This is a genomic window from Pseudomonas sp. MS15a(2019) (assembly GCF_013277805.1).
Classification (GTDB): domain Bacteria; phylum Pseudomonadota; class Gammaproteobacteria; order Pseudomonadales; family Pseudomonadaceae; genus Chryseomonas; species Chryseomonas benzopyrenica.
Genome location: NZ_VBTN01000011.1, coordinates 300,796 through 315,070, shown reverse-complemented (window position 1 = coordinate 315,070; position 14,275 = coordinate 300,796). Strand labels below are relative to the sequence as shown.

At 63.4% G+C, this 14,275-nt stretch carries 10 protein-coding genes; 5 read left to right on the top strand and 5 right to left on the bottom strand.

Features of this window, described 5'->3' with window-relative positions; genetic code table 11:
* Positions 1 to 65 precede the first annotated feature (65 nt).
* Positions 66 to 3,017 (top strand): glycosyltransferase, encoded by a 2,952-nt coding sequence (locus FEZ61_RS18560; RefSeq protein ID WP_242455193.1) that lies wholly within the window; start codon positions 66 to 68, stop codon positions 3,015 to 3,017.
* The gene (locus tag FEZ61_RS18555) at positions 3,014 to 4,690 is read left to right on the top strand and encodes a DUF6311 domain-containing protein (RefSeq protein ID WP_173149906.1); all 1,677 of its coding nucleotides are present in this window, start codon (positions 3,014 to 3,016) and stop codon (positions 4,688 to 4,690) included. Before FEZ61_RS18560 ends, FEZ61_RS18555 begins: the two co-directional genes overlap by 4 nt.
* A gap of 13 nt (positions 4,691 to 4,703) precedes the next feature.
* On the opposite strand, the gene FEZ61_RS18550 is transcribed toward FEZ61_RS18555, so the two are convergent.
* The 3 genes from FEZ61_RS18550 to FEZ61_RS18540 are packed head-to-tail and all read right to left on the bottom strand — an operon-like array spanning position 4,704 to position 7,263.
* Positions 4,704 to 5,684 carry a glycosyltransferase family 2 protein gene (locus tag FEZ61_RS18550; protein WP_017641628.1) on the bottom strand — a complete coding sequence of 327 codons (981 nt, stop codon included), beginning with the start codon at positions 5,682 to 5,684 and terminating at the stop codon, positions 4,704 to 4,706.
* Complete coding sequence (locus FEZ61_RS18545; RefSeq protein WP_017641629.1) at positions 5,681 to 6,061, bottom strand: GtrA family protein; 381 nt, start codon at positions 6,059 to 6,061, stop codon at positions 5,681 to 5,683. The genes FEZ61_RS18550 and FEZ61_RS18545 overlap by 4 nt, the downstream gene beginning before the upstream one ends.
* A 50-nt stretch (positions 6,062 to 6,111) precedes the next feature.
* Positions 6,112 to 7,263, bottom strand: coding sequence for a glycosyltransferase (locus FEZ61_RS18540; protein WP_173149905.1), 1,152 nt, complete (start codon positions 7,261 to 7,263; stop codon positions 6,112 to 6,114).
* 152 nt (positions 7,264 to 7,415) lie between these two features.
* Here FEZ61_RS18540 and FEZ61_RS18535 point away from each other — a divergent pair, with 152 nt between their 5' ends.
* Positions 7,416 to 8,804 carry an MBOAT family protein gene (locus FEZ61_RS18535; RefSeq protein WP_173149903.1) on the top strand — a complete coding sequence of 463 codons (1,389 nt, stop codon included), beginning with the start codon at positions 7,416 to 7,418 and terminating at the stop codon, positions 8,802 to 8,804.
* Between the two features lie 8 nt (positions 8,805 to 8,812).
* Positions 8,813 to 9,805 carry a hypothetical protein gene (locus tag FEZ61_RS18530; RefSeq protein ID WP_173149901.1) on the top strand — a complete coding sequence of 331 codons (993 nt, stop codon included), beginning with the start codon at positions 8,813 to 8,815 and terminating at the stop codon, positions 9,803 to 9,805.
* Here the strand turns inward: FEZ61_RS18530 and FEZ61_RS18525 are convergent.
* Positions 9,786 to 11,246: a hypothetical protein gene (locus FEZ61_RS18525; protein WP_173149899.1), complete on the bottom strand. Its 1,461-nt coding sequence runs from the start codon at positions 11,244 to 11,246 to the stop codon at positions 9,786 to 9,788. The genes FEZ61_RS18530 and FEZ61_RS18525 overlap by 20 nt on opposite strands.
* Before the next feature lie 41 nt (positions 11,247 to 11,287).
* Positions 11,288 to 12,457 (bottom strand): glycosyltransferase family 1 protein, encoded by a 1,170-nt coding sequence (locus tag FEZ61_RS18520; protein WP_173149897.1) that lies wholly within the window; start codon positions 12,455 to 12,457, stop codon positions 11,288 to 11,290.
* 382 nt (positions 12,458 to 12,839) lie between these two features.
* On the opposite strand from FEZ61_RS18520, the gene FEZ61_RS18515 reads away from it, so the two are divergent.
* Positions 12,840 to 14,234, top strand: a complete 1,395-nt coding sequence (locus tag FEZ61_RS18515; protein ID WP_173149895.1) for a glycosyltransferase family 1 protein — start codon at positions 12,840 to 12,842, stop codon at positions 14,232 to 14,234.
* Positions 14,235 to 14,275: the final 41 nt, after the last annotated feature.

Below are 14,275 nucleotides of genomic sequence, written 5' to 3'. Positions count from 1 at the left end.
TACTACTCTTGCCAGATGCTGACGCAGAGCCTGCAGCCTTGTCGGAGCTCATCCGACGGCGTCCTATGATCCGCGGGCTTCTGAGTCATGACTCCCAGTTGCTCGAAGCGCTCTATGCCCGAGATGTCACCGTTCCAGTTTCCCGCATCGATCATCCCTCCTGGCAGTTGCCTCCCGTTCCGCCGCCAGCGGATCTAGATCGGCTGCGCCCCTTTACCATCCTCGTGCACGTCGCCGAACTGCAGCATGAGGAGGCGGCCAAAGGGCTACTGCAGTTGGCACAGCAGCCGGGTGCCTCATGGCGTCTGTGTGTCTATGGCGATGAGCAACCATCGCACCGCGCTGATTTTCTCGCTGCTATCACTGCGTTGAATCGCGTTGAGCTAACGGTACTGCGCGCCGATGAGCCGATTCCGGCGGTAGACCTGGCGTTTAGTCTGGAGCCTGCGCCCGACCCAGCCTGGCTACTACGGCTGCTGGCGCTGGGCATTCCGCTGGTGACCAATACTCGCAGTGGGGCAGGGCTGGAAATCCTTGGTGACGGCTGCTGGCCACTGGAGGCCACGGCTCCAGCGCATACCGCTGAAGTCCTCCAACGGCTAATGAACAATCCAGCGCTGCGCTATGAGGTACAGCGGTGTGGTGACATGCAGGCGCGGCGCTGGACGGCCGAAGGCTTCTACCGATGGCTTATCACTTGGCTGGTTGTTCGCGAGGTAGTGCTGCCGCAACCGTGTCGGCAGGGGGTCGACATCCGGGTTGAAGGTCCTTTCGACAGCAGCTACAGCCTGGCGGTGGTCAACCGCGAACTGGCCCGGGGCTTCGCCGCCATCGGTGCCAGCGTGGCGCTACGGGCGACCGAAGGGCCCGGCCCCATTCCCGTGTCCACCGAGTTTCTCGCCGCCGACCCTGCCAGCGCCGCGGCCCATGCCCGTGCCGATCAGTCGGCAGCCGCCGTGTTGCGCCTGCTCTATCCGCCACGGGTGAGCGACATGGCGGGCGATGTCCGGGTGCTGTCCTGCTATGGCTGGGAGGAATCCCTGCTGCCGGTGGAGGCCGTGGCCGGCTTCAATCGCTATCTGCAGCTGGTCACCAGCATGTCCTCCTATGTGACCCGGGTGCTGGAGGACAATGGCGTCGACGTGCCCGTGGTGACCGTCGGCCTGGGCGCCGATCATATCCTGCGCACCCCGGCGGAGCCGGCGCTGCTTGGCCGCGCGCTGCCTGGCAGTGGCACGACGCTGAAATTGCTGCACATCTCGTCCTGCTTTCCACGCAAGGGCGTCGATGTGTTGCTCGACGCCTATGCCCGGACCTTCACGGCAGCAGATGACGTGGTGCTGGTCATCAAGACCTTTCCCAATCCCCATCACGATATCGCCGCCGAGCTGGCGGCCTGGCGCGCGCGGCATCCGGCGGCGCCGGCGGTCGAGCTGTTCGATCTCGACCTGCCCGAGGCGGCGATACGTGCCCTCTACGTCTGGGCAGACGTGCTAGTGGCGCCCAGTCGCGGCGAAGGTTTCGGCCTGCCCCTGGCGGAGGCCATGCTGCACGAGTGCGCCGTGGTCACCACCGGCTATGGCGGCCAGACGGATTTCTGTACGCCCGAGACCAGCTGGCTCATCGATTACCGCTTTACCCGCGCTCAGACCCACATGCAGCTGAGCGGCTCGCTGTGGGCCGAGCCGGATACCGACCACTTGGCGCGGCTGTTGGGCGACTTCGCCGCCGCGCGCCGTGAAGGACGCTGGCAGGCCCTGGTGCGCTCGCGCCTGCTGCGGGCCGACCGCCTGATTCGCCGGGACTACACCTGGGAACAGGTCGCCCGTCGCACCCAAGCCGCCATCGCCCGGGTCCGCGCGCTGCCGCCCTGCAAGCCGCAGCCGCGGGTGGGTACCGTCACCACCTGGAACAGTGCCTGCGGTATCGCCGGCTACAGCCAGCAATTGATCGCCGGCCCCCTGGCGGCCACGCAGATTTACGCCAATCGTCACGTCGCCCTGATCAATCCGGAGGGGCAGGAGATACAGCGGGTTTGGGACCAGGGTGGACAGGATTCGCTCGATGATCTGCTGGAGGCTCTCAGCCGTGAGCCGGTGGACATCCTGCTGATCCAGTTCAACTTCGGCTTCTTCGGCCTGGTCCCCTTCGCCCGCTTCCTGCACGAGGTGCATCAGCGCGGTATCCGTACCCTGGTCACCTTCCATTCCACAGCCGATCTTGATCGGCCGGGCGATCACCGCAGCCTGCGGCAACTGCGCCTGGCGCTGCGCCAGAGCAGTCGCCTGCTGGTCCACAGCCGGCACGACCTCAATCGCCTCAAAGACTTCGGCCTGGCCGATAACTTGATGCTGTTCCCCCATGGGGTGATGCCGCCGCCCAAGGCGCTGGACCTGCCGGACGAGGCCCAGGCCTTGGCCGGACGCCGCATTGTGGCCAGCTACGGCTTCCTGCTGCCGCCCAAGGGCATCCTGCAATTGATCGAGGCCTTCGCCGAGGTCGCCGCCGAGGACGACGACCTCTACCTGCTGTTGGTCAACGCCCAGTACCCGGTACCGGAAAGCGCGGCCCTGGCCGACGAGTGCCGTCAGCGGATCGCGGCGCTGGGCCTGGAAGGCCGTGCGCAACTGATCGACCGCTTCTTGGACGACCGCGAATCCCTGGCCTGGCTGAGCCTGGCCGAGGTCGTGGTCTTTCCCTACCAGCACACCCAGGAGTCTTCTAGCGCCGCGGTGCGCTGGGGTCTGCTGGCCGGCAAGCCGGTGCTCTGCACGCCGCTGGACATCTTCGAGGACGTCGACGAGGCGGTCTATCGGCTCCCTGGCACCGATGCCCAAGCCATCGCCGAGGGGCTGCGCGAGCATCTCGCCGCTGAGCGTCCAGCCCGGCAGGTCGAGTGGCTGCGTAGCCATGCCTGGCCAGCCATCTCTACCCGCGTCGACGGGCTGTTTCGCGCGCTGGCTCAGGAGGCCAGCTTCGATCATTCAGGTATTCAGCCTTTGCAGGACCGATCATGACCGCTGTCGCTGGCCGCCTGGCCGTTCTCGATCAGCCAATGGGCCGTGCCCTCTACTATGGGTTGGCCCTGTTGCTGGGCGTGCTGTACATCGCGCGCATCTTTCCGTGGGACTTTCTAACCGGTCACTCGGGGTTCTTCTTCGACAACCGCACCGATCCGACGCAACACATCACCGGCATGTGGGCCTTCGTCCAGGATCGCTGGCGCTTCCCGCTGCTCTATACCCGGCTGCTCAACGCGCCCGAAGGCCTGTCGGTGGCCTATACCGACAGCATTCCGCTGGCCGCCATTCTGTTCAAGGTGATCTATCCCTGGCTGCCGCCGGGCAGTCACTACTTCGGCGTCTGGACGCTGGGTTGCTATCTGCTGCAGGGACTCGCTGGCGCCTATGCCGCCGCATCCTTTCGCGGCCGTACCCCGGCAGCGCTCCTGGGCGGTACGCTGTTCGCGCTGATGATGCCGGCGCTGATGATCCGAATTCCCCACGCAGCGCTCAATGCGCAATTCCTCATGATCCTGATGCTGGCGCATTACGCCCGGCTATCGCGCGGACAACTGGTTCCGGGGCAATTCTGGCGTTATGGCACGGCGTTGTTGGTGCTCTCGGCCACCATCCACCCCTATCTGATCGCCATGCTCTATCCGCTGTATGGCGCTGTCTCCCTGGCCATTGGCGTTCGTAAGTCCAGTCCCTGGCGTACGGTCGCCGTGGCCCTGGTCGCGCCTTTGCCCCTGCTGGCACTGGTGCTGTACGTGCTTGGCTATCTGAGTTTCAGTCAGGGCATGCCCCCGGCGGAGGTGGGCTACATCGAATCCTCGATGAACCTGCTGTCGCCGTTCCTGGGAACCCATCTGGCGCCCAGCGTGTTCCTGCCGTCCGGCGGGCTGGTCCTGGATGCGACCGGGCTGCAGATTGACGGCCACAACTATCTCGGCGTTGGCCTACTGGCCATGCTGCTGAGCATCCTGGTGCTGGCACCGCGCTGGTTGCTGTCGCAGTGCCGTCAGCACTGGGTGCTGTTGCTGATCTTCATTGGGCTGACCCTCTATGCGCTATCCAATCGCGTGTATCTGGGCGGGACGGCGCTCTTCGAGTACCCGTTGCTACCCGGCGTCGAACAGCTGGCGCGCATCTTCCGGGGCTCGGGACGGTTTTTCTGGCCGGTGGGCTACGGCCTGCTGATCCTGGCCCTGGGCTTCTACCTGACCCGGGCGTCCAGTGTCTGGCGTCTGGCCCTGCTGGCGCTGATCGTGGTGCAGTACGCCGATACCCGCCATCACCGCGGTTACCTGGTGGAGGCGGCCAGTCGCCAACCCCATTTCGACTATGACCGTGCGACCTGGGATGCGCGGGTCGCCTCGGCGACCGAGGTCCACCTGCTACCCAACTACGGCTGTGGCGGCAAACCCTTCGATGCGCTGTTTCTTCAGTACTTTTCCGCACTCCATGCCGTGCCGCTCAACACCGGTTTCATCGCCCGGGTGGTCGGCGACTGCGCGACCAAGGCGGCGGTGCTTGATCGACCCTTGCGGCCTGGCCAGCTCTTCGTCTTCGGGCGTAGCGAGAATGCCTATTCGCGCGAACGGATCGAGCAGGCCATGGGCGGGCACTACGGCCAGTGGTGTCGCGAGGAAGACATCGGCACGGTGTGCCGGATCGAGGCGCCCTGACGGGCGCCTGCATTCAACGCGATATTTCTTTTTCGGTCACCGATTGCTCCGCAGTACCGCGGGGCTTCTGTTCGCGTTTGATCACATAGCGTGGCCGGCGCTTGCTCTCGATGTAGATGCGGCCGATGTACTCGCCCAGCACGCCGATGCCGATCAACTGCACGCCGCCGATAAAGAGGATGGCGGTCATCAGCGAGGGATAGCCGGGTACCGGATTGCCATACAGCAACTTCTCGAAAACCATCAGAGCGGCATAGGCCAGGGCGAACAACGCCACGGCGCCGCCCAGATAGGTCCACAGCCGCAAGGGGAGGGTGCTGAAGGACGTGATGCCTTCCAGAGCCAGGTTCCACAACTTCCAGCCGTTGAACTTGCTGGTACCGGCGCTGCGTTCGGCACGCTGGTATTCGACGATGCGCGTCTCGAAACCGACCCAGGACAGGATGCCCTTCATGAAGAGATTGCGCTCGGGCATCTCCTTGATCGCTTCCACCACCTCGCGACTCATCAGGCGGAAGTCACCGACATTCTCCTCGATGGGGGTATGGGTGATCCGGTTGTGCAGGCGATAGAAGCATTCGGCGGTGAAACGCTTCAAGGTCGTGTCGCTGCTACGGTCGACACGCTTGGCCAAGACCACGTCGGCACCGTCGTGCCACTGCGCCAGCAGGCGCGGCACGACATCCAGGGGATCCTGCAGATCCACGTCGATGGGGACCACGGCATCCCCCCGCGCGTGCTCGATGCCGGCGAAGAGCGCCGCTTCCTTGCCGAAGTTACGGGAAAGATGCAGCACCACGACGCGCTCGTCACGGGCTTGCAGCAGGTCGAGCTGCTGCGCTGTGGCATCACGGCTGCCATCGTTGATGAAGACCAGCTCCAGCGACAGCTGGCTGAGCTCGGGATGATGGCAGACCGCGTCGTAGAACAGGCCAATGGCCAATTCTTCGTTGTAGACCGGAACAACCAGGGAAAGCTGCGGCGTCGTTTTCATCGGAAAGCCCAAAGCGAAGAAGCCAGATAGCTGAAGACGGGGACCAGTGCGGTGGCCACGACGATCGCCAGGAACGCGGACAGTCCCAGGGCGAGCAGACCCGTCAGAAGCAGATTGTTGAGCGCGAAGCCGGCGATAGCCACGACGAAGAAGCGCAGGATCGAGCCTTGGCGAGCAAAGGTCAGGTAGCGGTGACCGCAGTAGGACACGCCGAAAGCCACCAGAAAGGCGACGAGGTTGGCCACGTAGGGCTGCAGCTCGAAGAGCGCCAACAGCGAGCCAGCGACCAGGATATGGACCAGGGTGGCAAGGCCACCCACTAGAATGAAACGCAGCGGTCTGAGCCGGTCGTCATTAAGCATCTGCATCAGGGACATTGGGGTAGGTGACCTCCGGGGACGCGGCAGAATGAATTGAACGGCAAAGTCTACCGAGGGTGTCTGTAGCCGTCTGCCGTACCTGGGCTGGTGGCATCGGGGGCTATCTGCGCATAGACCGTCGCGAGTCGTCGGCCCAGTTGATCCGCCTGGAAGTGCCGCTCGAAATGAGCGCGCGCGGCAGCGCCGAAACGGGCCCGCTCCTCAGGTGCCTGCCACAGCCGCAACAGGGCTTCCCGGATCGCTGCAGAGGTGGGCGCCACATCGAGACCGGTCTGCTCGTGCCGGTTGATCTCGCTCATGCCCGAGCCTATGGCGCAGCTGATCAGCGGCTTGCCGTACATGGCCGCCTCCAGCAGGGCCATGCCGAAGGCCTCCGAACGCAGATGCGAAGGAAAGACAAAGGTCTCGGCGAGGTTGTAGAGCGCCGCCACGTCTTCTTCCGGCAGGCGTCCAAGGAAGTGGCAGTTGCGCAGGCCCAGACGGTGCGCCTGGGCTTCCAGCGCGGCCCGTTCCGGCCCGTCGCCGACGATGGCCAGCGGCATGTCCAGGCCGGCCAGGGCGTCAAGTAGCAGGTGCAGGCCCTTGTAATAGCGCAGCACGCCGACAAAGAGCAGGAAGCGCAGACCCAGGCGCTGGCGCCACTGCGCCAGGCAGGCCTGGGAAGGTTCGGGGTAACTGGCTTCATCGAGGCCATAGGGAATGACCTCGGTGTGCGCCTCCAGTCCGCGCAACTCCTGGCTGCTTCGTCTATAGGGCTCAGTGGCCACGATGATCCGGCTGGCGCGACTCAGGAAGTGGTGCTGCAGAGGGCGATAGAGTTGCAGCAGATGGCGTTGCTTGACGATATCGGAGTGGTAGCTGACCACATAGGGCTTGCCCGGCCGGACCGCCAGTTGCAGGACGTCCATGAACGGCCAGGGGAAGTGATAGTGGATAACGTCGCTGTCGCGCGCTGCCCGGGCGAAGGCCCCGAAGGCCGCCCGGGACAGGCCGGTGGACGCGATGTTGGCGTCTTGGCGCACCCGCTGCACCGGAATGCCCTCGACCTCGATGCATTCAGGGGAGGGCTGTTCGCTAAGGGTCAGGATCCGATTGCTCACCCCCAGCTTGCGCGTCGCGCCGCACATCTGGCGTATTACCTGCTCGATACCGCCATGGGTATCGGGGAGGTAGGTCTTGAATACATGGAGGACACGCATGCGGATCCTGCGCCACGGCTGCCTGAGGGGCGCGAAGTCTAACATGCGGTTTGGCCTGGCTCCCTGACGCCTGGCCGCCTTGGCTTCATGCTAGAGTGCCCGGCTTCACGCCAGCGCTGTCCAGCCCTCGTCCAACTGCTGCCACTCTCGCCATGGTCTTCAGCTCTTTCGCTTTCCTGCTGGTCTTTCTGCCGCTCGCCTTCCTGGGCTTTCTAGGGGTGCGCCGGCTGGGGCGGCAGAGCGCAGTCTTCTTTCTCCTGGGAGCCTCCTGGCTGTTCTATGCCTTCTGGGACTGGCGCTACCTCTTTCTGCTACTGGCCTCCATGCTGGTCAACTACGGGCTGGGCGTGCAGGTATGGCGACAGCGCAGCCGACGCTGGTTGATCTGGGCCCTGGTGTTTAATCTGGGGCTGCTGGCCTACTACAAGTACCTGGGCTTCTTCGCCGGCATGGCAGGGCTGAGCCTGCCTGGCCAATGGGTACTGCCGCTGGCCATTTCCTTCTACACCTTCCAGCAGATCGCCTGGCAGGTGGATCTCTATCGCGGCCGGCTGGCGGCGCCGGGCCGGCTGTGCGACTTCATGTTGTGCGTGAGTTTCTTTCCGCACCTGATCGCGGGCCCCATCTGCCGCCCGAGCAGCCTGCTACCGCAGATCGAGCGCGGTTTCGCTACTCGCCCCTGGCATTGGCAACTCGGCGCAACGCTGTTCGTACTGGGGCTTGCCAAAAAGGTATTGCTCGCCGATAGCCTGGCGCCTGGGGTAGATGGCCTGTTCAACCTGGCCCAGCCGGCGGCGCCCCAGGTTGTGCTAGCCGCCTTGAGCTATGGTCTGCAACTGTATTTCGACTTCTCCGGCTATGCCGACATGGCGGTGGGTCTGGGGCTGATGTTCGGGATTCGCTTGCCCATCAACTTCCGCTCTCCCTATCGCAGCCGTTCGATCATCGAGTTCTGGCGGCGCTGGCATATTTCGCTGTCCCGCTTTCTGCGGGATTACCTCTACATCCCACTGGGCGGTAGCCGCCATGGTCGGGGGCGGCAGTGGCTTAGCCTGCTGATCACCATGCTCCTGGGTGGGCTCTGGCACGGCGCTGGCTGGCAATTCATCCTGTGGGGCGCCGCGCACGGCACGTTGCTCTGTCTGAATCATGCCTGGCGCTGGCTTTCGCCCTGGCGCCTTCCGCAGCCCTTGGCCTGGGCCTTGACGCTGGTGGTGGTGATGCTTGCCTGGATCCCTTTCCGGGCCAGTGACGTCACGCATACCCTAACCTTGTTCACCGCCCTTGGGCAGTGGAGCTGGCCGAGTCTGCCTGGGCTGGGTGTGTTGCTGGTGGAAGCATCTGCCCTGCATCTCGATCATTCGCTCTGGCTGGCAGTACCCCTGCTGCTGGGCGTATGCGTGGTGGCGCCCCGCGCGTTCACCATCGCCCTGCGGTTGTCGTCAGTCTGGCGGGGTCTGGTTTGCGCCATCTTGGTACTGCTGGTAACCAAGGCGATGCTCGCCCGTCCTGATCGGGCCTTTCTCTACTTCAACTTCTAGCGATCATCATGCGACGTACCAGACGCTTTTTCCTGGGGGTATTCATCGGCTGCCTGTGCTTTGGTACTGCCTGGGTCGCGCTAGTCGCAGGCCAGCTCGGCCGGCCCTTCGTCAACAACCTTTGGGTCGAAGGCGCCTATGCCAAGAAGCTGGCCCGCGCGGCGAATGTGCAGGTGCCCAAACTGTTGGTGGTCGCGGGATCGGGGGCCATGTTCGGCATCGATTCACCTCAACTCGAGCAGGCCTTCGGCCGGCCTGTGGTGAACCTAGGGGTCAATGCCGGCATCCTGAGTCCCTACCTACTGATCTACGCACGTCAGGCGGTAAAGCCTGGGGACTGGGTACTGCTGCCGCTGGAATACCCGCTCTATCACGATCGCTTCGAAGTGAATCAGGTCTACCTGGAATACTGGCTGAGTCATCCGGTGACCTATGGCCTGAACCCCTGGCGACTGGCCAAGCTCTTGGCGATGACGCCGCTGGAGCGCGTGATACAGGGCTATCGCGGCGTGCCGGCAGGCTTTCAGGTGGCCGGACTCTACGGTGCGCAGCATCTGGATGATCGCGGCGACCAGACGCTGAGCCGGCATGAGGAGCGCAGTCCTGAGCTGTTCGCCGGCGCGCTTCACTCAGCGGTCCAGCATTACGGTGCTCAGGCCACCGCGCTGAGTGGCAGCTGGAAGCTCTGGCAGACCTTCGCCCAGGAGGTGGAAAAGGCCGGTGGCTGCGCTGTGTTCGTACCGCCTGCCATGCTTGATCGCCCGGCTTACCATGACGATCCGGTCGAGCGGGCTTTTTATGAGGACCTTCCTGCAGCGGCCCGCGCGCATGGTTTGATGTATCTGGGGCGTCCGCTGGATTTCATGTACCCGGCGGATGACTTCTTCGATACCAACTATCACCTGACGGCCGAGGCGCGCCAAAGACATACCGCACGGCTGATCGCCGTGTTGCGATCTTCTTCGGCGCATTGTGGTTTCGTCAGGGCCGCTGGAGGCTGACCGGACCCTTCCAGATCAGCAGGAATTTGCCATCGACCCTTTCCTGGTGTTCCGGCACGCCAAGTTGGCGAATGGCATAGATGACCTGCTGCTCGGTATCGCAGATTAGAAAACTGCCGCCGTTATGGTGCCATTCGGACTTTGATAGCCAGTCGAAGGGTTTAGCCCCTTCGGCATCGATAATGATCGGTGATATTTCGGCGTCTGAAACGACCGCGTTGACACTAGCATTCCAGAACGTTGCATAACCGTCCTGCAGGTTGTGCTTGAGCAATACCTGGGCAAGCGGAAAGCTGCGGTTGGGCGTCGTGTAGTCCCACTTCGGTATGGCCAGAATGGTGGCTGCATAGGCAAGGGCAACACCGCTGCCCAGGACGACCACCCTGCGTTCAACCAGGAGATGACGTCCTAGGACGATAGAGCCGAGGATGAACACCGGGACCATATAACGCGTAGTCATCAGGTTCACCGGCAGATTGCTCAGCACATAGGCGCCCAGCAAAATGGCCGCGCCTAGCAGGCAGCCGATGCTCAGCGTATCCAGTGCCCGGCGTTGCCTGGCGATCCAGTAGAGCGCGCCGAAGAAACCAAAGGCCATCGCGGCATGGAAGGCCTTGCTCAGGCCGCCGCGCGAAAAGATCCGTTGATCAAAGAACTCAGCGTCGAAAAACGCCAGAACGCCTTGCAGAGTCAGTTCAAGGTTTTGCCACAGGGCGGCGTAGCTTGCGAATCTCAACGGTGGTAAGCCGGGCGTGGTGAAGCCGCCTGCGGCCTTGACCACCAGGGCCAGAAGCTTGGACAGGAGCACCGCCACGACGCAGCTGGCAATGATCCACCACAGCTTCGGGTTGTGGCGCGCCTTGATCAGGACGGCGGCGAGCAGGGGCAGCAGCAGAACGTAGCGAACGATGTCGTCACTGAAGAGCACGAGGCCCAGCAACAGGGTCAGCAGAGCCAGACGCCAACGACCCTGGCACTCCTCGTAGGTCTCCACCAGCCACCAGGCCAGCAAGGTCGCCAAATAGGCGCCCATGTGGATGCAGGGAACCAGCAGCAGATTGCTGGCGAAAAAGCCGGGTGCGGCGACGATCACCAAAGGCGGTAGCCCCGAGATACCGCGCTTGCGCACGATGAGATGGGCCGCGACCACCACCACGGCCGCGAACAGCATCCCGGGGACGATATAGGCCCAGCTCAGGTGCCAGCCGAACACCTTGATCAGCACCGCGTACGGTAGGACTTCGGTGAAATAGAAGGAGACCGTGGACAGATTCCAGCCGCTCAGCAGCACGTTGCCGGCAGCAATATCCTGGGCTTCGAGCAGCGCCGATGCGGCATCGGAGTTGAGCGGAACCTGAGTGGCGAAGCAGGAATAGAGAACCGACAGCGCGATGAAACTCAGCAGGTACCAGGCGGTACTGGACTTCAATGAAACAGACATCAACCCCTCCCGTATAGGTTTTGCCGGTTATGCACAGGCGCTCACAGCGCGGCCGCTGTAAGGCTGGCAACGAGAGCCTCGACCCGACTGGCCCAGGTCATTTCTCGTGTACGAACAGTGCCCGCCGTGGTTAGTTGATTGCGCAGCTCCGAATCTTCGAGCAGTCGCTTGAGGCCTTTTGCTATGGATGATTCATCCAGAGGATCGACCAATACCGCGGCGTCTCCTGCAACTTCAGGCATCGAACTCACGGTGGAGGTCAGGACCGGACAGCCGGCGGCCATGGCTTCAGCGATGGGCATGCCATAGCCCTCATAGAGCGAGGGGTATGCCAACAGGGTCGCGTTGGCATAGAGCGCGGGAATATGGCGTTGATCGACATAGCCGAGGAACAACAACTCGCCTGCCCCTTGCAACTTGTCCATCAGCTCGGCCAACTCTGAATTCTGCCAGCCGGGTGCACCTGCCAGGACCAATGGATATCGCTGGCGTAGGGCAGGGGGCAGGCTTTCGAAGGCTCGCAGCAGGCGTGCGAGATTCTTACGGGGCTCAAGTGTCGCCACTGAAAGAATGAACTGCTCCGGAAGGCCCAGGTGCTGGCGGCATTCCTGCCGCTGGGCGTCGGTGATGTTGAAGAAGTCGGTGGCGATACCAGGGCTGACCAGGTCCACAGGCTTTTTCAACTGAAGTGTGTCGACCAGATCGTTACGGATGAATTCCGAGATCGTGATCAGGCGAGTGGAAGCCTCGATGGTGTGTGGGATCAAACGCCGCATTTCATCGATGCGAGCCGGGGGGTGCAGTTCTGGATGACGAAGGTGGGAAAGGTCATAGAGCGTGGCAACGCTGGGACCTTTGAAAGGCAGCAGGAAATAACCGGGCTCCCAATAAACGTAGCCATCCAGCTGCGCACCCCAAGGGCGGAACGCCTTGTTCAACCGTGCCCGATAGAGCCGGCGCAGCCAGGGACGATACCCGAGCCACCGTCGGAGCCGACCGTAGCGTAGCCGGCTGGGCGACGGCGCCTCGCCTTCAGCCAGTCGCTGGAGCTTCGTGCGCAAGGCGGCGCGGTCCATGAGCCCGTCGTCACCATAGGCCTTGATGTCCTCCACCGCGGGATGATCAACGAGCTGCTCCAGCAAATGCAGCGTATAGCGCCCAATGCCGGTCATTGGTGGCTTGAGAACATTGATGGAAACGAAGACCTTCATGTTTGCTCGACAGCTCTGGTTGAACGCGCCCTTCACACGAGGGTGGGGGAGGGGCGTCGGGACGACTCTGCTGCGGGAATCGGTCCGGATGCCTTTCCAGCGCTCTGAACCGACCGGGCAGCCCTGGCGGAAAGGCAGGCATTATCCGGGCTGACCACGATTAGTCCACGTCTGGTAGCAGTTTTATGACCGGCCCCGACGCTGTCGAGACGACCGGACTGGGCGCTGTGTGCCCTGGGCCTTATAATCGCCCGCCAATTTTGGCCCTACGGATCCAGACGCCGGCCCCCGCAGTTTTCCGGTTGGCGCTCCTTCATTTCGGCCTTCCATCGGCCCTTCTCTGGCAGGCCTGCCCGGGCCTAGCGAGGATTTGCGAGTTGCCATGCGTCTACTGATCGAATGCACCTACGTCTACGAACACCCTTCCGACAACTCCGGTATCCAGCGGGTGGTGCGTAACGTCATCAAGCAGCTGCCGCACCTGGATCCCTCGGTCGAGTGCATTCCGGTCATGATGAAGCACGATCAGCTCTACCGGGTGAACAGCCTGGAGCCGCTGGAGGTGGACGAGGGGCGGATCCGTCGCCGCCAGTGGATCGGCCGCCTGGATCGTCTGCAGGATCGCTTCTGGCGCTGGCACGATCGTGTCGAGCAGAAGCTGCCCTACGCTGATCGCTCGCTGCTGCTGCGCCGCCTGTGGTACTGGCCGTGCCGCGCGACCAGCCAGGTCATCCAGTGGCCGCTGAACATCCTGCGCGAGCAGGACTATAAGGCGGGTGAAGAGCCCGAGCGCGCCACCCCGCTGGACATCGAGCCCGGCGACCAGCTGGTGCTGCTGGACTCCTCCTGGCACGCCGATTTCTTCAAGCTCGCCGAATCGCTCAAGGCGCGTGGCGTGGGCATCGTCTCGGTCATGTACGACCTGATCCCGCTCACCCATCCGCAGTTCTGCGACAACCACCTGGTCAAGGTTTTCGATGAGTGGTTCGACTGGATCGCCCGCACCGCGGACGGCTTCATGGCCATCTCCCAGACCATCAGCCAGGAAGTCGAGGCGGAATTGCGCCGGCGCCGCGGCGCCGCGGCCGAGCGCCAGTGGCACGGCTACTTCCAGCTGGGCTCGGAGCTCGACCTGAATGGCAGTGGTGCGGCCTGCGATCCGGAGGTCAAGCGCCTGTTCGACGGCAAGACCCCGGTGTACCTGATGGTCAGCACCATCGAGCCGCGCAAGAACCACGCCTATCTGCTCGACGCCTTCGACCTGCTCTGGGCCAGGGGCGCCGATGTGCGCCTGTGCATCATCGGCAAGGTGGGCTGGAAGACCGAGGCGCTGATCGAGCGCATCAAGATCCACCCGGAATACAAGCGCCGGCTATTCATGTTCAATGGCGCCAATGACACCAGCCTGGAATACGCCTATGCCAATGCCCGGGCCCTGGTGTTTCCCTCCTATGTAGAAGGCTTCGGTCTGCCGCTGGTGGAGGCCATGCAGCGCGGCCTGCCGGCCATGGCCAGCGACATTCCCGTGTTCCGCGAGGTAGGCGGGGATTTCATGGCCTATTTCCAGCTGCAGGATCCGGCCTCCCTGGCCGCGCAGGTGGAGCGCTACGAAGCCGAAGGTACCTTCCCGTCCGCACGCCCGCTGCAGGACTGGGCCTGGGTCGGTTGGCGCGACGCCTCGCTGCAGCTGGTGGAGCGCACCCGCCAGGGCATCCTGCAGCAGCGCCATCTGCCGGCCAGCGATGCCGTGGAAACCCCGGACGTAAGACAGGCTTAAGGCTCTGGCTCCGGTCATCGGGTAGGATCGCGGGCTCCGCG